This window comes from Corynebacterium nasicanis, assembly GCF_042658165.1.
Lineage (GTDB): Bacteria > Actinomycetota > Actinomycetes > Mycobacteriales > Mycobacteriaceae > Corynebacterium > Corynebacterium nasicanis.
Genome location: NZ_JBHSQE010000004.1, coordinates 102,726 through 126,611, shown reverse-complemented (window position 1 = coordinate 126,611; position 23,886 = coordinate 102,726). Strand labels below are relative to the sequence as shown.

The 23,886-nt window shown below is 69.5% G+C and carries 21 protein-coding genes and 2 tRNA genes; 8 read left to right on the top strand and 15 right to left on the bottom strand.

The genetic code is table 11. From position 1 onward, the window contains the following. Nucleotides 1-559 precede the first annotated feature (559 nt). The 4 genes from ACFPUZ_RS07000 to ACFPUZ_RS06985 all read right to left on the bottom strand — a co-directional run bounded on the left by ACFPUZ_RS07000 (nt 560) and on the right by ACFPUZ_RS06985 (nt 3,242). A tRNA-Glu gene (locus tag ACFPUZ_RS07000) sits at nt 560-632 on the bottom strand. Between the two features lie 35 nt (nt 633-667). After that, a tRNA-Gln gene (locus ACFPUZ_RS06995) sits at nt 668-739 on the bottom strand. A 132-nt stretch (nt 740-871) separates the two neighbouring features. After that, complete coding sequence (gene gltX / locus ACFPUZ_RS06990) at nt 872-2,365, bottom strand: glutamate--tRNA ligase (RefSeq protein ID WP_377001067.1); 1,494 nt, start codon at nt 2,363-2,365, stop codon at nt 872-874. 43 nt (nt 2,366-2,408) lie between these two features. Beyond that, nucleotides 2,409-3,242 (bottom strand): CE1 family esterase, encoded by an 834-nt coding sequence (locus ACFPUZ_RS06985; RefSeq protein ID WP_377001066.1) that lies wholly within the window; start codon nt 3,240-3,242, stop codon nt 2,409-2,411. 102 nt (nt 3,243-3,344) lie between these two features. Between ACFPUZ_RS06985 and ACFPUZ_RS06980 the strand changes: the two genes are divergently transcribed. Next, a complete protein-coding gene (locus ACFPUZ_RS06980; RefSeq protein WP_377001065.1) occupies nt 3,345-4,457 on the top strand; it encodes an isochorismate synthase in 1,113 nt (370 codons plus the stop codon). Nucleotides 4,458-4,475: 18 nt separating this feature from the next. Here ACFPUZ_RS06980 and ACFPUZ_RS06975 read toward each other — a convergent pair whose 3' ends face one another. The 9 genes from ACFPUZ_RS06975 to ACFPUZ_RS06935 all read right to left on the bottom strand — a co-directional run bounded on the left by ACFPUZ_RS06975 (nt 4,476) and on the right by ACFPUZ_RS06935 (nt 13,158). Then, entirely contained in the window at nt 4,476-5,054 is a 579-nt protein-coding gene (locus ACFPUZ_RS06975; protein ID WP_377001064.1) for a class I SAM-dependent methyltransferase, read from the bottom strand. An 11-nt stretch (nt 5,055-5,065) separates the two neighbouring features. Beyond that, nucleotides 5,066-5,860 (bottom strand): fumarylacetoacetate hydrolase family protein, encoded by a 795-nt coding sequence (locus ACFPUZ_RS06970; protein WP_377001063.1) that lies wholly within the window; start codon nt 5,858-5,860, stop codon nt 5,066-5,068. A gap of 30 nt (nt 5,861-5,890) precedes the next feature. Next, a complete protein-coding gene (locus ACFPUZ_RS06965; RefSeq protein WP_377001062.1) occupies nt 5,891-6,547 on the bottom strand; it encodes an exonuclease domain-containing protein in 657 nt (218 codons plus the stop codon). Continuing rightward, nucleotides 6,547-8,403 (bottom strand): DUF294 nucleotidyltransferase-like domain-containing protein, encoded by a 1,857-nt coding sequence (locus ACFPUZ_RS06960; protein WP_377001061.1) that lies wholly within the window; start codon nt 8,401-8,403, stop codon nt 6,547-6,549. The genes ACFPUZ_RS06965 and ACFPUZ_RS06960 overlap by 1 nt, the downstream gene beginning before the upstream one ends. A 67-nt stretch (nt 8,404-8,470) precedes the next feature. After that, nucleotides 8,471-9,955, bottom strand: coding sequence for a cell wall-binding repeat-containing protein (locus ACFPUZ_RS06955; RefSeq protein WP_377001060.1), 1,485 nt, complete (start codon nt 9,953-9,955; stop codon nt 8,471-8,473). Between the two features lie 39 nt (nt 9,956-9,994). Continuing rightward, nucleotides 9,995-11,008: a 3-isopropylmalate dehydrogenase gene (locus ACFPUZ_RS06950; RefSeq protein WP_377001059.1), complete on the bottom strand. Its 1,014-nt coding sequence runs from the start codon at nt 11,006-11,008 to the stop codon at nt 9,995-9,997. Nucleotides 11,009-11,078: 70 nt separating this feature from the next. Beyond that, nucleotides 11,079-11,588, bottom strand: a complete 510-nt coding sequence (locus ACFPUZ_RS06945) for a flavin reductase family protein (RefSeq protein WP_377001058.1) — start codon at nt 11,586-11,588, stop codon at nt 11,079-11,081. Next, nucleotides 11,585-12,607 (bottom strand): acyl-CoA dehydrogenase, encoded by a 1,023-nt coding sequence (locus ACFPUZ_RS06940; protein ID WP_377001057.1) that lies wholly within the window; start codon nt 12,605-12,607, stop codon nt 11,585-11,587. Before ACFPUZ_RS06940 ends, ACFPUZ_RS06945 begins: the two co-directional genes overlap by 4 nt. 2 nt (nt 12,608-12,609) lie before the next feature. Further along, on the bottom strand, nt 12,610-13,158 hold the full coding sequence (locus tag ACFPUZ_RS06935; protein ID WP_377001056.1) for an OsmC family protein: 549 nt from the start codon (nt 13,156-13,158) through the stop codon (nt 12,610-12,612). 222 nt (nt 13,159-13,380) lie between these two features. Here ACFPUZ_RS06935 and ACFPUZ_RS06930 point away from each other — a divergent pair, with 222 nt between their 5' ends. The 3 genes from ACFPUZ_RS06930 to ACFPUZ_RS06920 all read left to right on the top strand — a co-directional run bounded on the left by ACFPUZ_RS06930 (nt 13,381) and on the right by ACFPUZ_RS06920 (nt 16,414). After that, nucleotides 13,381-14,070 (top strand): GntR family transcriptional regulator, encoded by a 690-nt coding sequence (locus ACFPUZ_RS06930; RefSeq protein ID WP_377001055.1) that lies wholly within the window; start codon nt 13,381-13,383, stop codon nt 14,068-14,070. A 92-nt stretch (nt 14,071-14,162) separates the two neighbouring features. Continuing rightward, the gene (locus tag ACFPUZ_RS06925; protein ID WP_377001054.1) at nt 14,163-15,488 is read left to right on the top strand and encodes an MFS transporter; all 1,326 of its coding nucleotides are present in this window, start codon (nt 14,163-14,165) and stop codon (nt 15,486-15,488) included. After that, on the top strand, nt 15,485-16,414 hold the full coding sequence (locus ACFPUZ_RS06920; protein ID WP_377001053.1) for an ornithine cyclodeaminase family protein: 930 nt from the start codon (nt 15,485-15,487) through the stop codon (nt 16,412-16,414). Before ACFPUZ_RS06925 ends, ACFPUZ_RS06920 begins: the two co-directional genes overlap by 4 nt. 62 nt (nt 16,415-16,476) lie before the next feature. Here the strand turns inward: ACFPUZ_RS06920 and serA are convergent, their stop codons facing one another. Together serA and ACFPUZ_RS06910 are read right to left on the bottom strand one after the other, a co-directional pair. Then, nucleotides 16,477-18,066, bottom strand: a complete 1,590-nt coding sequence (gene serA / locus ACFPUZ_RS06915; RefSeq protein ID WP_377001052.1) for a phosphoglycerate dehydrogenase — start codon at nt 18,064-18,066, stop codon at nt 16,477-16,479. Between the two features lie 138 nt (nt 18,067-18,204). After that, entirely contained in the window at nt 18,205-19,995 is a 1,791-nt protein-coding gene (locus tag ACFPUZ_RS06910; RefSeq protein ID WP_377001051.1) for a GmrSD restriction endonuclease domain-containing protein, read from the bottom strand. A 142-nt stretch (nt 19,996-20,137) separates the two neighbouring features. On the opposite strand from ACFPUZ_RS06910, the gene ACFPUZ_RS06905 reads away from it, so the two are divergent. The 4 genes from ACFPUZ_RS06905 to ACFPUZ_RS06890 all read left to right on the top strand — a co-directional run bounded on the left by ACFPUZ_RS06905 (nt 20,138) and on the right by ACFPUZ_RS06890 (nt 23,790). After that, the gene (locus tag ACFPUZ_RS06905; protein ID WP_377001050.1) at nt 20,138-21,109 is read left to right on the top strand and encodes an ABC transporter substrate-binding protein; all 972 of its coding nucleotides are present in this window, start codon (nt 20,138-20,140) and stop codon (nt 21,107-21,109) included. A gap of 29 nt (nt 21,110-21,138) precedes the next feature. Then, on the top strand, nt 21,139-21,867 hold the full coding sequence (locus tag ACFPUZ_RS06900; RefSeq protein WP_377001216.1) for an ABC transporter permease: 729 nt from the start codon (nt 21,139-21,141) through the stop codon (nt 21,865-21,867). Further along, complete coding sequence (locus ACFPUZ_RS06895; protein WP_377001049.1) at nt 21,860-22,576, top strand: ABC transporter ATP-binding protein; 717 nt, start codon at nt 21,860-21,862, stop codon at nt 22,574-22,576. The genes ACFPUZ_RS06900 and ACFPUZ_RS06895 overlap by 8 nt, the downstream gene beginning before the upstream one ends. 242 nt (nt 22,577-22,818) lie before the next feature. Then, complete coding sequence (locus tag ACFPUZ_RS06890) at nt 22,819-23,790, top strand: hypothetical protein (RefSeq protein WP_377001048.1); 972 nt, start codon at nt 22,819-22,821, stop codon at nt 23,788-23,790. Nucleotides 23,791-23,886: the final 96 nt, after the last annotated feature.

Sequence of the window (23,886 nt, the reverse complement as noted above, 5' to 3'; positions counted from 1 at the left end):
TCCGAACCTTGGACGGTAGGAGATCTACCACTTCCGACGTCGGTGCGGATGTCTCGTTGACCCGGGGTAATGATCCCTTGCGTGGTCACGTCCGCTGCAGTTCTGTGGAACCTGAAGTGTCGGGGGCTAGCGTGTCATTCCCGTGGGGTTCGGTGACAGCTGACGCTTCATATCGCTCCCTGTAGCTCCTGTACTCCGCGCATGTCTTGCGCTTGGGATGTTGTGGATTATGGCTCTGCCGCTTAGGGGAGGACGCCTGCGTCGCGTCCGGAGTTATGGTTCGAAGCCTCTGCCATATACTCTCCTTCCGTTCGATCAACATCCGGAGGGTTCGTGTTCCCGAACCTGGTACCTGGGGTTCGAGGGGTGAACCGTTCCGCTTAAGTGCAGCCTAGGACGGGGCGCAGCGGGTTTAAAGTGGATTTCATAATCTCGTTACCTGCCGTTACCCCCGTCGCCGCATTCCCCGAGGTGTCGGTCACGCACCAAAAGTAAGCGTGGGGGTGAATCGCGAAAACTCCCGGATCCGAGGAGGATCCGGGAGTCTGCGCATCACATGTACCCCGTACGGGATTCGAACCCGTGTTACCGGCGTGAGAGGCCGGCGTCCTAGGCCACTAGACGAACGGGGCGAAGCGAATAACTTCGCCGGCAGATTGCTCTGCAGCTGGCCTACCAGGACTCGAACCTAGAATGACGGTACCAGAAACCGTAGTGTTGCCAATTACACCATAGGCCACTATTTACTTTGTCTGTCTCACTCGGCGTTCCCGCTCTGTGCAACGTGGATAACTATAACCACAACGGTGCAACACTGCCAAATCCGCTGCTCATCGCGCATTTCCGCGGCGCGATGAGCAGCACCAGTGACCTACTGCGCGGGCGTCTCGAAAGGCGTCACCGCACGCGCGGCCCGCAGACGCGCCAGCGTCGACTCACGCCCGAGCAGCTCCATGGACTCGAACAGCGGCGGGGACACGGCCTCGCCGGAGATGGCCACGCGCAGGGCGCCGTAGGCGGTGCGGGGCTTGAGCTCGAGATCCTCGATGAGCGCCTTGGTGAGGGCGGCCTCGATGTCCGGGGTGCTCCACTCCCCCAGGGACTCGAGGGCGGCGAGGGCGGCGTCGAGAGGCTCGAGGGCGGCCTCCTTGAGGTTCTTCTTGGCCGCCTTCTCGTTGAGCTCCAGCTCGGCGTCCGGGGTGACCAGGAACTTGAGCAGCCCGTAGGCCTCGGAAAGCGTCTTGATGCGGGTCTGGGTGAGCTCCGCGACCACCCGGAACTTCTCGGCCGGGTAGTCCGCCGGGAAGTCGCTGAACTCGCTCAGGTGGGCGCGCAGGCGCTCCTCGAACTCCTCGGCGGGCAGGAGGCGGATCTGGTCGGCGTTGATGGCCTCGAGCTTCTTCTGGTCGAAGCGGGCCGGGTTGCCCAGCACGTCGGCGATGTCGAAGTTGGCCACCAGCTCCTCGACGGAGAAGATGTCACGGTCACCCGAGAGGGACCAGCCGAGCAGCGCGAGGTAGTTGAGCATGCCCTCGGGGATGATGCCGTTCTCGCGGTGGTGGAAGAGGTTGGACTGCGGATCGCGCTTGGACAGCTTCTTGTTGCCCTCCCCCATGACGAAGGGCAGGTGGCCGAACTCCGGGGTGAAGTCGGTGATGCCGATGCGCTTGAGCGCCTCGTAGAGGGCCAGCTGACGCGGGGTGGAGGCGAGCAGATCCTCGCCGCGCAGGACGTGGGTCACCTGCATGAGGGCGTCATCGACCGGGTTGACCAGGGTGTAGAGCGGGGCGCCGTTGGAGCGCGCCACGACGTAGTCGGGCTGGGTGGCGGACTTGAACTCCACCTCGCCGCGGACCAGGTCGTTCCACTTCCAGTCCTGGTCGGGCATGCGCAGGCGCCACACGGGCTGGCGTCCCTCGGCCTCGAAGGCCGCGACCTCCTCCTCGGTGAGGGTGCGGTCGTAGTTGTCGTAGCCGAGCTTGGGGTCGCGGCCGGCAGCCTTGTGGCGCTCCTCGACCTCCTCGGCGGTGGAGTAGGCGGGGTAGACCTCGCCGGCGTCGATGAGCTTCTGCAGGACGTCGGCGTAGATGTCCATGCGCTGGGACTGGCGGTAGGGCTCGTGGGGGCCGCCCTTCTCCACGCCCTCGTCCCAGTCGAGGCCGAGCCAGGTGAGGGCGTCGATAAGCGCCTGGTAGGACTCCTCGGAGTCACGGGCGGCGTCGGTGTCCTCGATGCGGAACACCAGGGTGCCCTGGTTGTGGCGGGCGTACGCCCAGTTGAACAGGGCGGTGCGCACGAGACCCACGTGGGGGGTGCCGGTGGGCGAGGGACAGAAACGAACACGAACGTCAGTCATGCCCGTCATGTTACTGGTCAGGGCTTCCCGCGCTCTCCCTGCCCTCCCGGGCTCAGCGCGCCTGGCGCGAGAGGAAGTTCCACGCCTCGCCGGAGGCGTAGGAGGGCCACTGGTGTCCGGCGCTGGCGGAGATGATGAAATCGGTCTCGGCGCGGCAGCCGACCCCGGTGGTGGCCACGGCGAAGGGGGCGGAGGTCCAGCGGGGTGCCGGCACGGGCTGGCAGCCGTTGCGGTGGTTCCAGCGGCCCAGGATCTCCTGGGTCGGCTCGAAGCGGGTGCCGTGGCGGACGCCGCCGACGGGGACCGCGACGTCGTCGTTGGCCGCGTGCATGAGCAGGACCGGGACGGGGGATCCGACGCAGTTGGCGTCGACACCCTCGTAGAACATCCCGGACACACTGGCCACCCCGGCGACCAGGTCGGGGGCGCGGCAGGCCAGGGCCTCGGCGAAGGCGCCGCCGTTGGAGTGGCCGACGGCGTAGACGCGCGAGCGGTCGACGAGGTGGTGCGCCGCGATGGAGTCGACGATGCCGCGGGCGTAGGCGATGTCATCGCCCATGCTCGCCGCCGAGTAGGGCGCGCCGGCCCAGGTGTTGTTGAGGCCGCGGGCGTAGGCCACGATGGCGTTGGTCCCGTGGTGCAGTCCGGCGGTGGCGGCCATGTCCTCCGCGGAGGCCCCGAGGCCGCCGAAGACGAGCAGGACCGGATAACTCAGGGCGGGGTCGTAGCCGGCGGGCAGGGACAGCAACGCGGAGCGCTCGCCGACGGCGACGTGGCTGAAGCCGGGGGCGGGCTGAGCGTGGGCCGGGGCCGCCAGGACGGCGAGGGGCGCGCAGGCGGCGACGGCGAGGACGGCGGCCCGCTGGGCCAGTTTCTGGAGACTCACATCGAGTCACATTATCAACAATCACCCCATTCGCACCGGGAAAGCAGCGAGACCCGCCCCGCAGCATGTGCAGACAATGCACAAGTATTAGACTGTCCCTCCATGTGTGCCCACCGACCTGTGACCGCCCCGGACTTCCTGCTGTCCCGGGCGCACGGCTCGGTACGCACCCAGGGGTCGCGCGAGACGTTCACCGATGTCTGGGAGGCCGTCGACGCCCTGCGCAGCGGGCGTGTCGAGATGGTCGTCGGCGCCCTGCCCTTCGACGTGCAGGCCCCGGCCGCGCTCACCGTCCCCGAGCGGATCATCCGCGAGGACGGCCCCCTCGAGCCCCACGCCTACTACCGGCAGGGAGAGGGCGCGGTCCTCCACGCGCTCATCGCCGGAGTCGACCCGGAGCCCGAGGAGCACCTGCGCCGCGTCGAGGCGGCCGTGGCCACGATCCGCGCCTCCAAGCTGCAGAAGGTCGTCCTCGCCCGCGCCGTCGACATCGCCTTCGACCCTCCGGTGGATCCCCTCCTCGTCGCCGCGCGGCTCATCGACAACTCCTACAACCGCGACGGCTTCATCGCCGACCTCAGCCCCGCGGGGCGCGAGGGCGACATGATCGTCGGCTCCTCCCCCGAGGTGCTGGTCAAGCGTCAGGGCTCGACCGTCACCGCCTATCCCCTGGCCGGTTCCGCACCCCGCCACGCGGACCCGGACGTGGACGCACAGGTCGCCGCGCGCCTGGCGGAATCCGCCAAGGACCTCGAGGAACACGCCTACGTCGTCGAGCACCTGCGGGAGAAGCTCGCCCCCTTCTGCACGGAGCTGCACATCCCCGATTCCCCGGAGGTCACCCACACCAACGAGATGTGGCACCTGGCCACCCCCATCGTCGGGACGCTGCGGGAGCCGGCGATCACCGCCCTGGAGCTGGCCGTGCACACCCACCCGACGCCGGCCATCTGCGGCACGCCGACGCACGCGGCGGAGACACTCATCCACACCGCCGAATCGGACCGCGGCTTCTACGCCGGGGCCGTCGGCTGGTGCGATTCCGCGGGCGACGGCGAGTACATGGTGGCCATCCGCTGCGCCGAGGTCGCCGGCGACGGCACCATGGCCCGCGCCTGGGCGGGCGGGGGCATCGTCGCGGACTCGGATCCCGAAGAAGAGCTCGCCGAGACCACCGCCAAGCTGCGCACCATCCTGCGCTCGCTCGGCCTGTAGCCTCGCTCGGTCTGTAACTCAGCGCACCGCGCGGAGGACGAGGTCCTCGTGGTGGTGGTGCGCGCCCGCCCCACTCGTGACATTCCGGGGACTGGCGGACACACTCGTCGTGGAGACGAGGTCGGTGATCAGCGCCTCCATCTGCGCCGGGCCCACCCGTTCCGGGCGCTGCCCCTCCCACTCGTGGTCCACCCACAGCAGCACGCCGCCGGGGCGCAGCAGGCGCGCCAGTTCCCGCGCCTGCTCCGTGAGCACCGGCGCCGGGAAGAAGAATCCGCAGATGAGGTCGAAACTTTCCCCCAGGTAGGCGGCCAGCCAGGCGTCGAGGGTGGAGACCTTGAAGGTGATTCGCTTATCGACGCCCCGCTCCTCCGCCAGCTCCCCCGCCCGCTGCACCGCGATGCCGGAGGCGTCGAGAGCAGTGACCTGCCAGCCCTGTTCGGCCAGCCAGACGGCGTCGGCCCCCTCGCCGCAGCCGATGTCGAGGACCCGACCCGGGGGCATCTCCCCCACCTCCCGGATCAGGGCCTCGTTGGGATTGCCCGACCACCGGCGCCCCGCCGCGTAGAAGTCGTCGACGTCCGGGTGCCGGTGCATGAGGTGGCCCCCTACGCCCGCTCGATGGGGTTGCGCAGGATGCCCAGGCCCTCGATCTCGACCTCGATGGTGTCACCGGGCTGCATGGCCTCGGTGCCCGCCGGGGAACCGGTGCAGATGACATCGCCCGGCAGCAGGGTGATGGAGGCGGTGATGAACTCGATGATCTCGCCCATCTTCATGATCATCTGGTTGGAGTTGGAGTCCTGCTTGGTGGCGCGCTCCCCGTCGTGGGTGAGGTGGGCCTTGATGGACAGGTTGTCCAGGTCGAAGGAGTCGATGTCCGTCTCGATCCACGGGCCGAGCGGGCAGAAGGTGTCGATACCCTTGGCACGGGCCCACTGCCCGTCGGCGAACTGCAGGTCGCGGGAGGAGACGTCGTTGACGATGGTGAAGCCGCGGACCACGGACTTCCAGTCGGCGGCCTTGACGTTCTTGGCCACGCGGCCGACGACGACCGCCAGCTCGCCCTCGAACTCGACCTTGGTGGCGAAGTCAGGGATCTTGATGGCGGCATCCGGGCCGATGACGGCGGTCGGGGGCTTGAGGAACAGGGTCGGGGGCAGGTGCTCCGCGGACTCCTTGAACACCTCGGCGACGTGGTCGGCGTAGTTGCGGCCGATGGCCACGACCTTGCTCGGCAGGGTCGGGGCGAGCAGACGCACGTCCGCCAGCGGCCACTCCCGGCCGGTGTACTCCGGCTCGGTGTAGGGGGTGTCCTTGATTTCCTTGGCGACGAGGTCATCCTCACCGTCGATGACGACGAAACTGAAGCCCTCAGGGTGGGCAATTCTTCCAAAGCGCATGGCCCACACTCTACATACCGCCCGGGAGTATCAGACCATGACGTCCTTCAAACAGTGCAGGTTGAGCGTCGCCCGGTGCGCCAGATACTGCTCGGCGCAGGCGAGGGCGTCAGTGAGGGCGTTGTGGTTGCGGTAGGCGGGCAGCCCGTAGCGGTGACGGACCCGGGCCAGGCGCAGATCCTCGCCGCGTGGGTAGGTTCCCATCCGCTCCATGTAGCGGCGCTCGAGGGCGAAGGTGTCCACGGTCTTCACCTTGAGCGGGGCGCCGAAGTACTTCTCGCAGGCCGTGGAGAGGAAGCCCTGCTCCATCGCCGCGAAATGCGCCAGGAGGGCGCGCCCCTGCAGGGCGGTGAGGAACTGCTCCACGGCCTCCCGGGGATCCACGCCGCTGGCGATCTCGTCGTCGGTGAGGTGGTGGATGGTGGCCGACGGCCCCACCGTGAAGCCTTCGGAGCCGCGGAGGATGACGTACCCCGCTCCGGCCAGGTCCACCTGTCCCCCGGTGACCGGTACCCAGCCGATGGAGACGAGGTCGTGCTTCGCCGGGTCCATGCCGGTGGTCTCCACGTCGACAGCCAGCAGCGGCAGCTCGTCGAGGGAGGTGCGGTCGTCGGGCGCGGGGGCGTCGTAGAAGGCGCGGAGGGCGCCGGTGGCCTTCCTGGAGTGGTCAGTGCGGAAGGGCCACATCAGATGTTCCTCACCAGGTACTTGGTGGCCAGGGCGTTCTGCATGTTCTTGATGATCTGGAAGCTGTCGCGCAGGTGCTCCCGGTCCATCTTGCCCAGCTTGTTGGGGTCGATGTTGTAGTCGGGGACGGACTTCTCCCGCAGCTGCGCGGCCTGGTGGCGCAGGGTGATGGAGTTGAGGTAGTCGAAGGCGTCGAGAAGATCGTTGGCGCCGCGCTCGGAGACTCCCCCGGCGGCCGCGGCCTCGATGAGGCGGCTGCGTGTGCCCAGGGCGGTGACGCCCGTGGACAGGGCGTAGAGGCGGGCCATCTGGACGATGCCGGCGGTGCCGCCCTTCTTCACGTTGAGGGTGTTGGCGTACTCGCCGGAGCGGTCGACGACGAGGCCGCGGAAGAAGCCGAGCGGGGGCTCGCGGCGCGCGGCCAGGGCGGCCAGGTGCGCGTGCATGCGGCGGGCGCCGCGGGCCATGCCGACGGCGTTGTTGTGCACGATGTCGGCCAGTTCGGTGTCCCCGTGAATCCCGCGGAAGTCGAAGAAGGTCTGGGCGTGGAGCAGGGCGTCCGGCTCAGGGGCGGTGACCCAGAGGTGGAAGGTGTCCACCCACTTGTCCACGGTCATGCGCCACTGCGGGTTGGAGGCCATCATGTCGCCGGGGCACAGGATCTGCCCGGCGGTGTCGAGCCCCTGGCAGACGTAGTCGCTGAGCTGGGCGAAGTACTCGCCGTGCGCGGCCTCGTCGTAGTCGTTGGACAGCACCAGCGCGTTGTCCTGGTCGGAGGCCAGCCCCATCTCGCGGCGCCCCTGGGAGCCGAGGACCACGAAGGTGTAGGGCACCGGCGGCGCGCCGAACTTCTCCTCGCCGAGCTTGAGCAGGCGGCGGGCGAGGGAATCGGCGGCGATGGTCATGATGCCGGAGGTCTCCTCGGCGGAGGCGCCGCGTTCGATGAAGCGGGCGGCGACCTCGGAGGCCTGGGAGTAGGCGTCCTTGAGCTCCGCGGAGGAGGTGCGGCGGGAGAACTCGGCGGTGAGGTAGATGGGGTCGTGGCGCAGCAGGCGCATGACGTCGGCGGTGGTGACGATGCCGGTGAGCTTGCCCTCATCGACGATGGGCAGGTGGTGGATACGCAGCTCCGCCATGATGAGCATGGCCTCGAAGGCCAGGGTCTCGGAGTTGACGGTGCGGGGGCGCGGCGTCATGATCTCGGTGATCGGCAGCGCGCTGTCGAGGCCCTGGGCCACGACGCGGCCCCGCAGGTCCCGGTCGGTGACGATGCCGGCCAGGTTCCCGCCCTCGGTGATGAGCAGGGAAGAGACCTTGTGCTGCTCCATGAGTTCGGCGGCCTGGCGGATGGTGGCCGTCGGTTCGATGGAGACGGGGTTGGGGATCTTGAACTCCGCCAGCTTGGTGCGCAGGACGTCGGTGGAGGAGTCTCCGCGCAGCTCCTCCGCGGCGGCCCGGATGCGCCGGGACTGCGAGGAGTAGAAGCGCAGGATGTCGGGGTTGCGCTCGGAGAGGGCGAGGAACTCCGCCCGCGGCAGGAGCAGCAGGAGGGAGTCCTCCACCGCCGTCATGGTGTAGCGCGACTGCGCATCGCCCAGGAGGGTGGAGTAGCCGAAGCTGCGGCCGTCGTCACGCCGGTCGAGGAGGATGCCCTCCTCGTCGATGACGTCCACCGCGCCGGAGCGGATGATGTAGAGGTTGTCGTTGGGGGCGCCGAGCCGGATGATGTCCTCGCCCCGTCGGACGTACTCCATCGTCATCCGGGCGGGGAGGGCGTCCAGTTCCACGGCGGGCAGGCGGGTGAAGGGCTCCAGGTCCGCGATGAATTCGCGGACTTCTTCGAGTTCGACGGTCATGCCTTAGAGCGTAGTGGGCGCGGTGGCGCTCCGGAGCACCTTTCGCCCGGATGTGGACACAACCCCACTACTGGTAGGACACGAACCAGGGGCGGGGATCGACGTTGTTGTACGTCTCCTCCGGGGTGAAGGTCGGGGTGTCCTCGTCGATGAAGTTCTTCCAGGCCATGAACCACTCGCCCGTCAGGCCCTCGCGCATGGCGTGCCAGGTGTCCATCTTCTGCCCCGGCGTGCCGTGGCCGTCGGCGTGGAGGATGAAGGCCAGCTCGGGGCGGTCGGTGATGATCTGGTCGCGGTCCCGGAGCATCTGCACCTGGAACTGGTGGACGATGAGCCCCTTCTGCGGGAGGTCATTGTCGCGGACGAGCTGCGCGAGCCAGTCGGCGACCTCGTTGATCTCGGCGGCCTCGGCGTGGCCGACGCGCTGCAGCGGCTGCTCACCGGGCTGGAGATTCCATTCGGGGTCGAGTGCCAGGCCGACGTTGGGCAGCTTGAGCAGGTCCTCGTACACCTTCGCCTGCTCGAGGAAGGTGGCCTGGCCCGGCTGGAGATCGAGGAAGGCGTAGCCGCCGGCCTCGGTGATGGCGTCGATGTAGCCGCGGAAGTCCTCCGGGTTGCCGACGTTGGTGAACTTGCCGTCGTCGCCGGGGAATTCCGAGGCGACGGTGACGATGATCTCGAAGGCCGGCACCACCGGCTGCTCCTCGAGCACCTGGTAGTTCTCGATGTGCGCCTTGACGCGCTCGACCGCCTCCGCCGGGGGCTGCTCCCCCATGACGCCGAGGGCGTCGCCGGAGGGATGGCCGTAGAAGGCGATCATGCGGCGCCCCGGGAACACCAGCCCACCGCCGCCCGGCAGTTCGCCGTGGGAGGCCATGTCGATGGCGGTGTGCAGGCGCTCGCGGGAACCGAACTGCTCGCCCAGCGCGAGGACGTCCTGGTCGCTGACCAGGGCCATCGTCTCGGCGGTGATGCGCGGGTCCGGGTGCGACAGGACGTGGACCTCGGCGCCGGCGGCCCGCGCCGTGGCGATCGCGGCCAGCGAGGTCTCGTCCGTCGCCAGCATGGGCGGCATCGTGCGCGCGGGGGCCGTGTGCGCGAGCCCCTCCATGCCCTCGGCCGTGTCCTGGTCGAGGGAGGCCGCCACGCCCGCGCTTATCGACGCCGGCGTCGCCGCCGGTCCCGCCGGCGTGATCTCGGGGCTCCCGGCCAGCGGGCCGACCTCGCCGACGGTGATAACGCGCTGCGCGCCGAGCCGCGCGATCTCGGCGTCGACGGCCGCCTGGTCACCGGCGGCGAGCAGCGGGGCCCCCGCGGAGATCGCCAGGTGCACGCCACGGGCGAGGTCCTCCGGGGTGTCGGCGGCGAGGACCACCACCTCGGAGGACTCGAAGAGCCGTGCCGAGGTGGCGATGCCGTTGTCACCCGCATCCGAGATGACGTCGGAGGATTCCAGCGGCAGGGCGGGGCGGCCCGGTTCCGCCGGGGTGGAGCATCCGGCGATGAGGGTCAGCGTGGTGGTCAGGGTCAACGCGGCCGTCAGTCGCCTCATGGATGCTCCTTTATATAGGGGTGTACTTATGCAGACACGTTACTGCAGGGCTGCCGCGATGCGGTCGCCGACCTCCGTGGTGCGGAGCTGGCCGGAGCGGCCGGCGACGTCCTGCGCGACGGCGGCCTCGATGCGCGCGGCGTTGTCCTCGTCGCCGAGGTGGCGCAGCAGCATCGCGGCGGAGAGGATCGCGGCGGTCGGGTCGGCGATGCCCTGCCCGGTGATGTCCGGGGCGGAGCCGTGGACCGGCTCGAACATCGAGGGGTTGGTGCCGGTGGCGTCGATGTTGCCGGAGGCGGCCAGGCCGATGCCGCCGGAGACGGCACCCGCCTCGTCGGTGAGGATGTCGCCGAAGAGGTTGTCGGTGACGATGACGTCGAAGCGCGAGGGGTTGGTGACCAGGTAGATCGTCGCGGCGTCGATGTGCGCGTACTCGACGGTGACGTCGGGGTACTCGGTGGCGACCTCGTCGACGGTGCGCTGCCACAGCCCGCCGCCGTGGACGAGCACGTTGGTCTTGTGCACCAGGGTGAGGTGCTGGCGGCGGGTCATGGCCAGCTCGAAGGCGTAGCGGACGACGCGCTCGGCGCCGTAGCGGGTGTTCACGGAGGTCTCGTTGGCCACCTCGTGCGGGGTGCCGACACGGATGGCGCCACCGTTGCCGGTGTAGGCGCCCTCGGTGCCCTCGCGGACGACGACGAAGTCGATCTCGCCCGGGTTCTTCAGCGGGGACTCGACACCCTCGTAGAGCTTGGAGGGGCGCAGGTTGACGTGGTGGTCGAGGGCGAAACGCATCTTCAGCAGCAGGCCGCGCTCGAGGACGCCCGGGGCGACGGTGTCGGGGGCGCCGATGGCGCCGAGGAGGATGGCGTCGTGCTCGCGGAGGGAGTCGAGGTCGGCGTCGGTGAGCAGCTCGCCGTTGCGCAGGTAACGACGCGCCCCCAGGTCGTAGTCGGTCGTCTCGATGTCGTCGCGCACCGCGCGCAGGACCTTGAGGGCTTCCTCGGTGACCTCCGGGCCGATGCCGTCGCCGCCGATAACTGCAAGTTTCATTCTGTGGGATTCCTTTCTCACCTGCTGAACTGTTGGCGATTCTAGCAGGTGCGGGACCCCGACGGGCAGCCTAGATCTGGTATTCCGGCCAGTCGTGCACCTGCCCGCGCTGGTAGAGCAGCGGGCGGGCCGTCTCATGCGTCCCGCACTCGCGGACGGCGACGGTGAGGATGGTGTGGTCGCCCCCCGGATAGGCGGCGGTGATGTCGCCGACGAAGAAGGCCGCGGCGGCGTCGATAAGCGCGACCCCGCCGCGCCCCCGCTGCGTGGCCACGCCGGCGAAGCGGTCGACCCCGCGCTTCGAGAACTGGTACGCGACCGGCCCCTGGCCGTCGGCCAGCACGGAGATACCCAGCGGCGCGCCGACGGTGAGGTACGGCAGCGAGGTGGAGGCGTTGTCCACCGCGAGCAGCACCATCGCCGGCTCGAGGGAGAGCGAGGCGAAGGCGGAGACCGTCAGGCCGACATCCGTGCCGTCCTCCTTCAGCGTGGTCACCACGGTGACCCCGGAAGGGAACGTGCCCACCGCGGCGCGCAGCTGATCCCCGGTGACGCTCAGTTCGGCCACGGTCACACTCATCCCTCCTGCTTCGCCTTACGAAGCTCCCAGGTCAGCTGGGTCTCGGACGGCGACTGTACCGGAATGAAGGCCGCCTCACGGAAACGGCGGGAGGCCGGGGAGGACTGCGCGTAGCCGGCACCCCCGGCGACGCGGACCTCCAGCGCGGTGGCGTCAACGGCCGCGCGGGCCGCGGCCAGGCGCAGCTCGAGGAGCTTGACGCGGTCGACGGTGGCGCCGTCGTCCAGCACGCTCGCGATGAGCTCCTGCGTCTGGATGAGGTGGGTGACCTCGGCGCGGACCCGCGCGACGTCCTCGGTGAGGACCTCGTTGACGCCGGTGAGACGGGTGGCGGCGGCGTCGATCGCCGCGTCGGCCACACCGAGGCACTCGGAGGTCTGGAGGATGAGGAACGTCGGGCGCACGGCCGCGATGAAGCCCTCGAAGTCACGGGAGAGGACCTGCCCCTCCGGGACCGGGACGTTCTCCAGGGTGACGCCGGCCGAGGAGGTGGCGTTGAGACCCAGCAGGGCGAAGGGGGTGCCGAGGGTGACGCCCGGGGCGCAGCCGTCGAAGACCACGAGCAGGCGCTCCCCAGCGGGGGTGCGCGCGGCGGTGACGATGACAGCGTCATCGGCCAGGTTGGAGGCCCAGGCCAGCTTGCCGTTGAGCAGGTAGCCGTCCTCGGTGGGCGTCGCGGTGAGGTCGATGGTGCCGGCGCCGGCGGCCTCCTTGAAGGCCGGGGCCATGCCGGTGACGCCCGGGCGGGAGCCGTTCTCCAGGGCGGGCAGCACGTAGCGGACGTAGTCGGTGTCCGCCTCGCGCAGGTAGGTGATGACCATGGTGTGGGCCCACACGCCGAAGGCGACGGAGAGGTCGACGGCGGCGATCTCCCGGAGCTGGCGGGCGGTGTCGCGCAGGTTGTCCCGGATGAACAGCTGCTGCGCGCCGAGGAGCTCGAGGCCATAGCGGGCCGGCAGTTCGTTGCGGTCGACGGCCTTGGCGTTGCCGGCGATCGTCTCAAGCAGTGCGGTGCTCATTCTCAGACCAGCTCGGAGGTGAGGACGGCCGGGCGGGTGTAGGTGTTGACCACCGGGGACCACTGGATGGCGTCGTCGTGGATCTTCTGCAGGGTCGCGCGGTCGGCGTCGCCCTCGATCTCCACCTTGACCCGGACATCGGAGACTCCCGGGCGCTTGCCCTCGTTGAGGTCGCCCACGCCCCAGGTCGGGGAGACGTCGATGTCGGACTCGATGTCGACGGCGATCTTCGTCAGCGTCACGCCGCGGTGGGTGGCGATGGCCTGGATGCCCACGGAGATGCAGGCCGCGAGACCGGCCTGCGCGATCTCGGTGGGGTTCGGGGCGGTGTCGTCGCCGAGGAGGGCCGGCGGCTCGGAGACCAGGACCGGCTCCAGGTTGCGGACCTGGGTGTAGTTGCGGAACTTGCCGTCGGCCTCGGTGTGGGTGCGGATGGTCTTGCGGCCACCCTCCGGGTTGTCGATGTTCTTCTGCGCGAGCTCGGCGAGCTTCTCGGCGTCGATCGGCTCCAGCGGCTGGCCGGCGGTGTGGTTCGGGGTGAGGTCGCTCATCAGTACTCCTTGGCTTCGTGCGGTATCGGGACCATTCAACACCCTTCCGTCTACATTGACCATACTGTTCGGTCTATTTTTGTTCTTGCGCTCGCTTTTTGGCAGTTCTACCTGGCTTTACGAGGCCGCAGGGCGGTGAATGAAAGTCCCCGCCATCCCCCGAAAAGTAGACCATCCGGTCCGCGGATTCGGAGGACGTCAGACATCCGGCATAATGCCGTTATGGCTTCCCGCCCCACACTCCCCGACTCCCGGCGCCTCCCCCGCCTCGACGAGCCCCGCGACCTGCCGCTGCGTGCCCAGGTGGCCGAACACCTGCGTCACGCCTTCATCGTCGGCGACCTCACCCCGGGGCAGATCCTCAGCGCCCCCACCCTGGCGGAGGAGTTCGGGATCTCCGCCACCCCGGTCCGCGAGGCCATGCTCGACCTGGCCACCGAGGGCCACGTCACGGCCCTGCCCTACAAGGGCTACCGGGTCCTCGAATTCTCCCCGGAGACCCGGGCGCAGCACGTGGAGCTGCGCGCGTTCATCGAGATCCCCCTCATGCGCCGCGTGGCCGAGCAGGGCCTTCCCGCGGACACCCTCGCCGCCGCCCGCCGCCTGGCCGAGGACTCCCTGCGCGCGGCGGACAGCACCGACCTCATCGAGTTCATCCGCCTGGACACCTCCCTCCACCTGGGCCTGCTCGCCGCCGCGGGGAACGACGTCGCCGTGCGCCACGTCCGCTCCCTGCGCTCCCTGGCGCGCCTCAGCGGGCTGCGGACCCTGGCCGAGGAAGGCGAGCTGGAAAACACCGCCCGGGAGCACCTCGAGATCGTCGCGGCCATCGCCGACCGGGACCCCGCGCGGATGCACACCCTCATGGCCGCCCACCTGGGGCACATCACCGGGGTGTGGGCCGGAAACTAGGACGCGCGCGGGCAGGGGCGTGGACCCGCACCCCAGTAACATTGTACTGTGTCTGCTATCACATCCCTGTCCCGTGACCGGAAGGCCCACCCATGACCGTCGCCCCCACCACTCCCCCGCCCGACAAGCGACGGGACCGTCGCGTCCTCGCCGGTTCCCTGGCCGGCAGCTCCATCGAGTGGTACGACTTCTTCCTCTACGCGACTGCCTCCGCGCTCATCTTCAACCACCAGTTCTTCCCCACCGAGGACCCCTTCGTCTCGCAGATGCTCTCCTATCTGACGCTGGCGCTCACCTTCTTCGTCCGCCCCTTCGGCGGCATCATCTTCTCCCACTTCGGCGACCGCGTCGGGCGCAAGGTCACCCTCGTGGTCACGCTTGTCATGATGGGCGTGGCCACCGTCGCCATCGGCCTCATCCCCACCTATGACCAGATCGGCATGGCCGCCCCCGCGCTGCTGGTGTTCTTCCGCATCATCCAGGGCCTGGCCATCGGCGGCGAATGGGGCGGCGCGATGCTCCTCGCCTTCGAGAACGCACCGAAGAAGCGCCGCGGCTTCTTCGGCTCCGTCCCGCAGATGGGCATCACCATCGGCATGCTGCTGTCCTCCCTCGCCTTCGCCGCCGTCTCCGCCTTCGGCGACGAGTTCCTGCTCTCCTGGGGCTGGCGCATCCCGTTCATCGCCTCCCTCGTCCTCGTCCTCGTCGGCCTGTGGATCCGCTCCGGCCTGGGCGAGACGCCGCACTTCCAGGCGGCGCAGAAGAAGGGCGACGTGGCGAAGCTGCCCATCCTGGAGACCCTGCGACACCACTTCCCCGCCGTCCTCGTCTCCGTGGGCATCAAGGTCGTGGAGACCGCACCCTTCTACATCTTCGCCACCTTCGTCGCCTCCTACGCCACCGGCACCCTCGACTTCGAGCGCTCCACCGTGCTCAACGCGGTGAGCCTCGGCGCTCTCGTGTCCACCCTCATGATCCCCGTCATGGGCGCCCTCTCCGACCGCGTGGGCCGCACCCGCGTCTACGTCACCGGCGCGGTGGCCATCGCCGCCTTCGCCTTCCCCTTCTTCCTCCTGCTCGACACGGGTGCCAACTGGGCGGTGTTCGCCGCCGTGGTCATCGGCCTGGGCGTGGTGTGGCCGCCGGTCACCGGCACCCTCGGCACGATGAGCTCGGAGATCTTCTCCGCCCGCATCCGCTACACCGGCGTCACCCTCGGCTACCAGATCGGCGCGGCCCTGGCCGGCGGCACCGCCCCGCTCATCGCCACCTGGCTGCTCCACGAGTTCCACGACCAGTGGCACCCCATCGCCATCTACATCATCATCACCGCCTCCATCTCGCTGCTCGCGGTCATCTTCGCCCCGGCGATCGCGCGTCGGGAAGCAGCCCGCGACCCCCTCGAAAGGAACGCATGACCCCCCGCTTCATCACCTCCTCCGACATCGCCGCCGCCGTCTCCGTCGGGCGCGCCCGCCGCCTGCTCGAGCACGCCCTCCGGGAGGGCTTCAAGCCCGACACCGACCCCGCGCGCATCAACATCCCCGCCGGCACCGGCCACATGCTCCTCATGCCCTCGGTCCTCGGCGGATGGACCGGCACGAAGCTGGCCACCGTCTCCCCCGACAATCCCGCCCGCGATCTGCCCCGCATCCAGGCGCTCTACCTCCTCCTCGACACCGAGACCCTCACCCCGCGCGCCCTCATGGAGGGCAACTCGCTCACCGCGCTGCGCACCCCCGCCGTGAGCGCCGTCGCCGTCGACCACCTCGCGCCGGAGCGCATCGGGCGCATGCTCGTCTTCGGCACCGGGCCGCAGGCGCACAGCCACATCACCGCGATGGCGGAGGTCCGCGAGATCGACGAGGTCATCGTCAGCGGCCGCGACGCCGCGCGCACCGCGGCGACCGTGGCGCACGCCCGCGAGCTCGGCCTGTCCGCCCGCGCGGGTGGTCCCGCGGACGTCGCCGCGGCCGACCTCATCGTCTGCTGCACCTCCGCCGCCACCCCGCTTTTCGACGCCCTCCTCGTCCCCGACCACGCCGTCATCGTCGCCATGGGCTCTCACGAGCCGGAGTTCCGCGAGCTGGATTCGCCGCTCATGGCGCGGGCGCAGGTCTTCGTCGAGGACCGCGCCACCGCCCTGCGCGAGGCCGGCGACGTCATCCAGCCCATCGCCGAGGGAGTGCTCCAGGAATCGGAGCTGCATGAGCTCGCGGATCTGGTCTCCGGCCGGGTCGAGGTGGACCTGACGCGCCCCCGGGTGTTCAAGTGCGTCGGCATGAGCTGGGAGGACCTGGCCGTGGCCAGGGGGGTCGTCGATCCCACCGTGGCGCCCGACTGAGACCCGTGGAATCGCCGACGGCGTGCCACCCGAAGCGGGTGACACGCCGTTGCGAGGGTTGACTACTCCAGGTCGAGCAGGATGGCGTTGGTGGCACCCAGGGAGTCACCGATCTGCTTGACGAGGGTCTCGGGGACCTCGGCGTCGACGCGCAGGACCAGGATGGCGCCGTCGCCCTTGGCGGCCTGGGTCAGAGCGGCGGCCTCGATGTTGATGCCGGCCTCACCGAGCTGGGAGCCGACCTTGCCCAGGGCACCCGGGGCGTCGGTGTACTCGAGGAAGAGGTTGCGGCCCTCGGCGCGCATGTCCAGCCCGCGGTCGTCGATACGCACGATCTTCTCGACGCGCTCGAGGCCGGTGAGGGCGCCGACGACGGAACGGGAGGAGCCGTCCGAGCCGATGACCTTGACCTCGACGGAGGAGCGGTGGGTGGTGGACTCGGTGGCGGTCTCCACCTTGTAGTCCAGGCCGCGGGACTCCGCGATCTGCGGGGCGTTGACGAAGGTGACCGGCTCATCCGTGGTGGCGGAGAACAGGCCGCGGACGGCGGAGAGGCCGAGCACGGAGAGGTCATCCTCGGTGGAGAGCTCGCCGCGGGCCTCGACCTCGACGGCGACCGGTGCGGCGTCGAGAAGCTGGCCGGCCAGCAGGCCGAGCTTGCGGGCGAGATCCAGCCACAGGGAGACCTCTTCGCCGACGCGACCGCCGGAGACGTTGACGGCGTCCGGGACGAACTCGCCGGCCAGGGCCTTGAGCACAGAGGCGGCGACGTCGGTGCCGGCGCGGTCCTGGGCCTCTTCGGTGGAGGCGCCCAGGTGCGGGGTGACGACGACCTCGGGGAGGCCGAACAACGGGGAGTCGGTGCACGGCTCGGTGGAGAAGACGTCGAAGCCGGCGCCCCAGATGTGGCCGGAGGTGATGGCGTCGGCCAGGGCCTGCTCATCGACGAGGCCACCGCGGGCCGCGTTGATGATGATCTGGCCCTTCTTGGACTTGGCGAGCAGCTCGGCGTTGAACATGCCGGCCGTCTCCTTGGTCTTGGGCAGGTGGATGGTGATGATGTCCGCGCGGGAGACCAGCTCCTCCAGCTCGACGAGCTCCACACCCAGCTGGGCGGCGCGGGTCGGGTTGGCGTAGGGGTCGTAGGCGATGATCTCGGTCTCGAAGGCGGAGAGGCGCTGGGCGAAGAGCTGGCCGATGTGGCCGAAGCCGACGATGCCGATGGTCTTGCCGAAGATCTCCACACCCTTGAAGGCGGAGCGCTTCCACTCACCCTCGCGGAGGGTGGCGTCGGCGGCCGGGATCTGGCGCACGGTGGCCATGAGCAGGGCGATAGCGTGCTCGCAGGCGGAGTGGATGTTGGAGGTCGGAGCGTTGACGACCATGACACCGCGCTCGGTGGCGGCGTCGATGTCGACGTTGTCCAGACCGACGCCGGCGCGGCCCACGATCTTGAGGTTCGGGGCGGCCTCAAGGACCTCTCGGGTGACGGTGGTCGCGGAACGGACCAGCAGTGCGTCAGCCTCCGGGACGGCGGCAAGCAGCTCCGGGGTGTTCGGGCCGTCGACCCAACGCACCTCCACAGCGTCTCCGAGCGCATCTACGGTGGACGGGGCCAGTTTGTCGGCGATAAGGACGACGGGCTTGCTCACGTGTTCTCTCCCAGCTGTGAAAAATACGGCCCCGGAAACCTCAGGGCCTGGAACGGATAACACATTAGTCGCAACCACAGGTCGTTGTCGCATGACCTGTCCGTTTATGAGCCAGACCACTCCCCGGGGCACCCCCGTTCACGCACTGAACGCGTTCGGCCCCTCGTCCCCGCCGCTGTAATCGCGGTCATCGACGTCCCTGACCACCGGTTTGCCCATGGCGTACTCGACCATGCCGACGAACCGGGAGCGCCGGTCGCGGAGGAAGTTGGCGAAGTCCGACTGGTGGAGCAGGGCGGTGTTGATCTCGTGGGTGCCCAGGACGGTGTCGAACTCGGAGTCCTCCAGCAGCGACTTCGTCTGCACCCGCGTGAGGTAGCGGGTGGGGGCGGAGCCGTCGATGACCACCTCGGTGCGCTTGCCCATGGGGGTGCGGTTGAGCACGCTGTCGGCGACGACGTCCTCGACGCCGTTCTCGCGGCACCACTCCTGGGGGAAGACGCGGTGGAAGCCGGGCTGCAGCTCGGCGAAGGTCCAGCGGTCGAAGGGCTGCGCGGTGCGCCAGTCGCGGGCACCGCGCGCCATGAGCAGCGCGTAGATGCCCTGGTAGACGCCGGAGTTCTCGCGGACGGAGAAGAAGCGGGACTCGGAGAAGGAGGCGTCCCGGATGGTCTTGGGCACCTCGTCGGTGTGGCCCTCGATCCAGGCGGTGACCTGGTCGACGTCCCGGGCCGAGCGGTTGATCACGGCCGCGGAGCCGTAGAGCTCGCCGAAGATGCCGCACCAGAACCACTGGTTGAGCTTGTCCCAGGCCTTCGTCGAGGCGAGCGCCCGGGGGGTGTCCGCCAGGCGGGCGAAGATGACGGCCAGGGGGACGAGCTGCGCGGTGTAGGGCACCTGGTCGATGGTGAGCATGCAGCGCTGGGAGAGGAACTCCGCGGTCTCGAGGAAGGTGACGCGCAGTTCGCGGCGGGCGTGGAGGTAGTCGGCGAGGGTGAGGTTGAGGATGTCCTCGCGCTGCCCCGCGGCGTGGCCGTGGCGTGAGGTGACCAGCAGGGACACGGCGGTGAGGAAATCGGTGCGGTCGATGTGGTCGAGCGCCGGGTAGCGGCCGAGGATCCGGCGCGTCTCGGCCCAGTCCTCGGCCAGGGAGAAGTCCGGGTCCTCGGTGGCGAACACGGCGGTGAGCAGCTCGAAGACGTCCATCTGCAGGCCGGCCGAGTTGGCCTGGGCGAAGATCGAGCCCACGCCGGTCTGGGCGGTCTCGCGCGCCAGGCGGATCATGGGGATGTCGTAGGCGGCCAGCGGCTTGACCAGGGTGTCGTAGAAGCGCTTGACGACCTCGCGGGTCTCCGGGCGGGAGGCCGCCATGTCGAAGAGGAGGTCGGTGGCGGATTCCCACAGCAGGTCGGCGACGGGCAGGCAGCCGTGGGCGATGGCCGCGGCCCGGTCGGGCAGGCCGCCGGGCAGTTCGGGGCCGAAGTGGGACTTCACCTGGCCGTCGTCGTCGACGGAGAAGACGGCCTCATCGGGCATGACCGGGGAGCTGACGGCGCGGGCCACGTCGACGTAGAAGGTGCGGCGGATGCGCTTGGAGCGGAAGTCCACCGTGTCCACCACGCCGTCGCCCTGCAGGCAGTGGTAGAGGGTGGTCAGGCGCTGTTGTCCGTCGAGAAGCAGCAGTCCGGGGGCGGTGGCCGGCGTCGGCGCACCGGTGATGGGGCGCGGGCGGAAACGCATGGGGGCGTTGCGGGTGTCGAGCGCGAGCAGCGAGCCGACCGGATAGCCACGGAGCACGGTGACGATGAGCGATCGGATCCGGTCGACGTCCCAGGAGTAGGAGCGCTGGAAATCTGGGAGCTGGAGGTCTCCCCGGTCGATGCGGGCGAACAGATCAGGCAGGTCGTAGCTCGGCGTGGTGAAACCCATGGCGATGAGTCTATCCCCGCCGGGGTGGGGGCGCCGACGGATGGGGTGAATGTAAGTCGCCGCCGCAACCATACCGACCTGTACAGTTGGCACGTTCCTTGAAAGACTGTTCTGTCTAGTCAGCACGTACCGGAGGTTTCACATGGCGTTGACCCGCCGCACCTTCCTCGGCGCCACGGCGCTGGGCGCACTCGGCCTCCTCGGCGGCCGCGCCGTCTCGGCGCTCCCCGGCCCCGCCCCGGCGGGCGACGCCCTCACCATCGGCTACGTCCCCATCGCCTGCTCCGCGCCCCTCGCCGTCGCCGACGCCCTCGGCGCTTTCCGACGCCGCGGCCTCAACGTCTCCCTCCGCCGCTTCGCCGGCTGGGCCGACCTGTGGTCCGCCTACCTCACCGGTCAGCTGCACGTCACCCACATGCTCTCCCCCATGGCCGTCACCCCGACCTCGCGCCCCACCTCGCTGGCCTACACCCTCAACACCAACGGACAGGCGCTCACCATCGCCTCCGACCTGCACGGATCGGTCTCCGGGCTGGGTGACCTGCGGGGGCGCGTCATCGGCATCCCCTTCGAGTACTCCATCCACTCCCTCCTGCTGCGCAGCGCGCTGGCCGACGCCGGCGTCGACCCCACCGCCGACCTCGAACTCCGCCTGCTGCGCCCCGCCGACATGGTCGCCCAGTTGGAGGTCGGCGGCATCGACGGCTTCATCGGCCCCGAGCCCTTCAACCAGCGCGCCCTGGCCACCGGCTCCGGCCGCGTGCTCCACATGACCAAGGAGTTCTGGGACCGCCACCCCTGCTGCGCCGTCGCCATGGGCGAGGACTGGGTCGCCGCCCACCCCGAGCAGGCCCGCGCCATCAACGAGGCCCTCGCCGAGGCCTCCGCCTGGCTCAACTCCCCCGGTCACCACGCCGAGGCCTCCCAGCTGCTCTCCGCCGAGAAGTACCTCAACCAGCCTGCCCCCCTGCTCGAGCCCGTCTTCGAGGGCCGCTACCTCAACTGGGCCGGCGAGGAGGTCGTGGACAAGGAGCGTCTGCACTTCGGCGACGCCACCGACCCGGCCGCCCTCGAATGGATGCGCACCCAGCTGCGCCGTTGGGAGCTCGTGTGAGTGCCCGGCTGCGCGCGACCGCCCTCGGGCTGGTCCTCTTCGCCTTGTTCATCCTCGCCTGGTCCTTCGTGCCCGCCGGCGAACTCGCCCCCACCCCGGCCGGGGTGTGGCAGCGCGGGGTGGAGATCCTCTCCGACCCCTTCTACCGCGACGGCCCCGGCAGTGTCGGCATCTTCTGGCACCTGGTGACCTCCCTGCGGCGCGTGCTCACGGGCTTCCTGCTGGCCGCGGCGATCGCCATCCCCCTGGGCTTCCTCCTCGGCCGCCTGCAGATCCTGCGCTGGGCGCTGGATCCGCTCGTGCAGATCCTCCGCCCGGTGTCCCCGCTCGCGTGGCTGCCCATCGGCCTGGCCCTGCTGCACGACGCCGAGCGCACCGCCGTCTTCGTCATCGTCCTGTCCGCCCTGTGGCCGATCCTGCTCAACACCATCGACGCCGTCCGCCACATCCACCCCACCTACCTCAAACTCACCTCGACGCTGGGCACGCCGCTGTGGCTGGCCGTCACCCAGGTGTGGCTGCCGGCGACCCTGCCCGGCATCATCACGGGCCTGCGTCTCTCGCTGTCGACGTCCTGGCTGGTCATCATCGCCGCCGAGATGCTCGTCGGCGGCCGGGGCATCGGCTTCTTCGTGTGGAACATGTGGAACCGCCTGGACATCGACGCCATCGTCGTCGCCATCGTCATCATCGGCCTCACCGGCCTCATCCTCGACCACCTCATCGCCGCCCTGCAGAGGACCGTCCGTTATGACTAGCGCCATCACCCTCACCGACATCACCCGCTCCTACGGCCCCACCCGCATCATCGCGCCGACGTCGATCAACGTGGAGTCCGGCCAGTTCGTCTCCCTCCTCGGACCCTCCGGCTGCGGCAAATCCACCATCCTGTCCATGGTCGCCGGCCTCGACGACGCCTCCACCGGCACCGTGCGTGTCGACGGCCGCCCCGCCGTCGTCTTCCAGGACCACGCCCTGCTCCCCTGGCTCACCGCCCGCGGCAACATCGAATTCGGCCTGCGCTCCGCCCGCCCCTCCCTCACCGCCACCGAGCGCCGCGAGATCGCCGACCACCACCTCGCCGCTGTCGGCCTCGCCCACGCCGCCGACCGCCGCCCCGCCCGCCTCTCCGGCGGCATGCAGCAGCGCGTCGGCATCGCCCGCGCCTTCGCCGTCGAGCCCGAAATCCTGCTTCTCGACGAACCCTTCGGCGCCCTCGACGCCCTCACCCGCCGCGACCTCCAGCTGGAACTGCTCTCCCTGTGGGAGGCCGACCGCCGCACCGTGGTCATGGTCACCCACGACGTCGACGAGGCCATCCTGCTCTCCGACCGCATCCTCGTCATGTCCCCCTCCCCCGACGCCACCGTCATCGCGGACATCACCGTCGACCTCCCCCGCCCGCGTCGCGACGCCGACCCCGACCCCGCCCTCCGCCGCCACCTGCTGGAGCTGCTGCACTCCTGAGGCCCGCCCGGCCCGCCCCGTCCCGCCCCGTCGAATTCACCCCGTCGAACGGAGCCCGTTCCGGGGGCCGGAGACCCTGCTTTCAACGGCGTGCTCTCGACGAGGGTGTGCCTACCACAACGCGCCGCCGCGCGCTCCGGGCACTGCGCCCGCCTGTGGATGAAGGGGAGTTATCCACAGATATCCGCCACCCGCGCGAACTCACCCGTCGCGCGAGGGGCAACCAGGGCATCCTCAGGGCCATGAAGCAGCCCTGGAAGGATGTCCACCACCTCATCGAACTGCGCCGCATCCCCCTCACCGACACCGACACCCGGGCGCACCTGGCAGCGGGCCACCTGCTCCGTCTCACCGCCGAAGTCGCCGTGCCCGCCGACTACTACCGCGGGCTCCCACCCTGGAAGAAGGCCGAGGCGCGGGCGGCCGCCGTGGGACTGACCGCCGACAAGGCGGTCGTGTGCGGCATGGCCGCCGCCCGCCTGTGGGGCATCGCTCTGTTGGGAATCGAGAACACCGTGGACTTGCTGCTGCCCGGGGCCAACCGCCCGGCGTCAAGAAGCTCGTGGATCTCCGGAAGCACCTACCGCTCAGCCACCCTCCCGGAGGCGCAAATGACGGAGCAGGGCGGCATCCGCGTCACCGGACTGCTGCGCACCCTCACCGACATCCGCCGCTACGCGGGTGAACGAGAGGCGGTGGCCGCCCTCGACTCCGTACGTCTGCGGTGGCCGGCATTCACCGAGGAGCGGTTCCACGCCGGGCTCGCACTGATGGGTGCGTACCCGGGGATCCGCGCTTTCCGGGAGGCCGTCGCCCTCTCGCACCCCGGAATCGGTAGCCCCTGGGAGACCAAGGCGCGGCTCCTTCTGCTGGAGTGCGGCGAGGAGGCCATCATCAGCGTGGAGACGCAGGTCCAGTTCTACGACGAGATCACCGACAAGTACTACTTCGTCGACATCCTCATCAACGGGTGGCTGATCCTCGAGATCGACGGGCGCGCCAAGTACCTGGGGACCTACGGCACGGACCCGGAGACAGTGATCGTCGACGAACGCGAGCGCGAGAAGGCACTGCAAAACCTGGGACCCGTCGTGCTGCGCGCGGGCAAGAGTCACATGGAGGAACCGCCGGAGGGGCACTGCGAGATGGTGCTCATGGTATTGCGGGGACTGAAGACTTTCACCGCTCCGGCGTCAGTGCCCCGGGTTGCCTGAGGCCTCGTCGAAAGCACGGCGTCGATAGCAGTCAGTTTCGGGCCGGGGAGGCGTGAATTCAACGGGGTGCTTTCGACGAGGGCGGGAGTGGTGGTG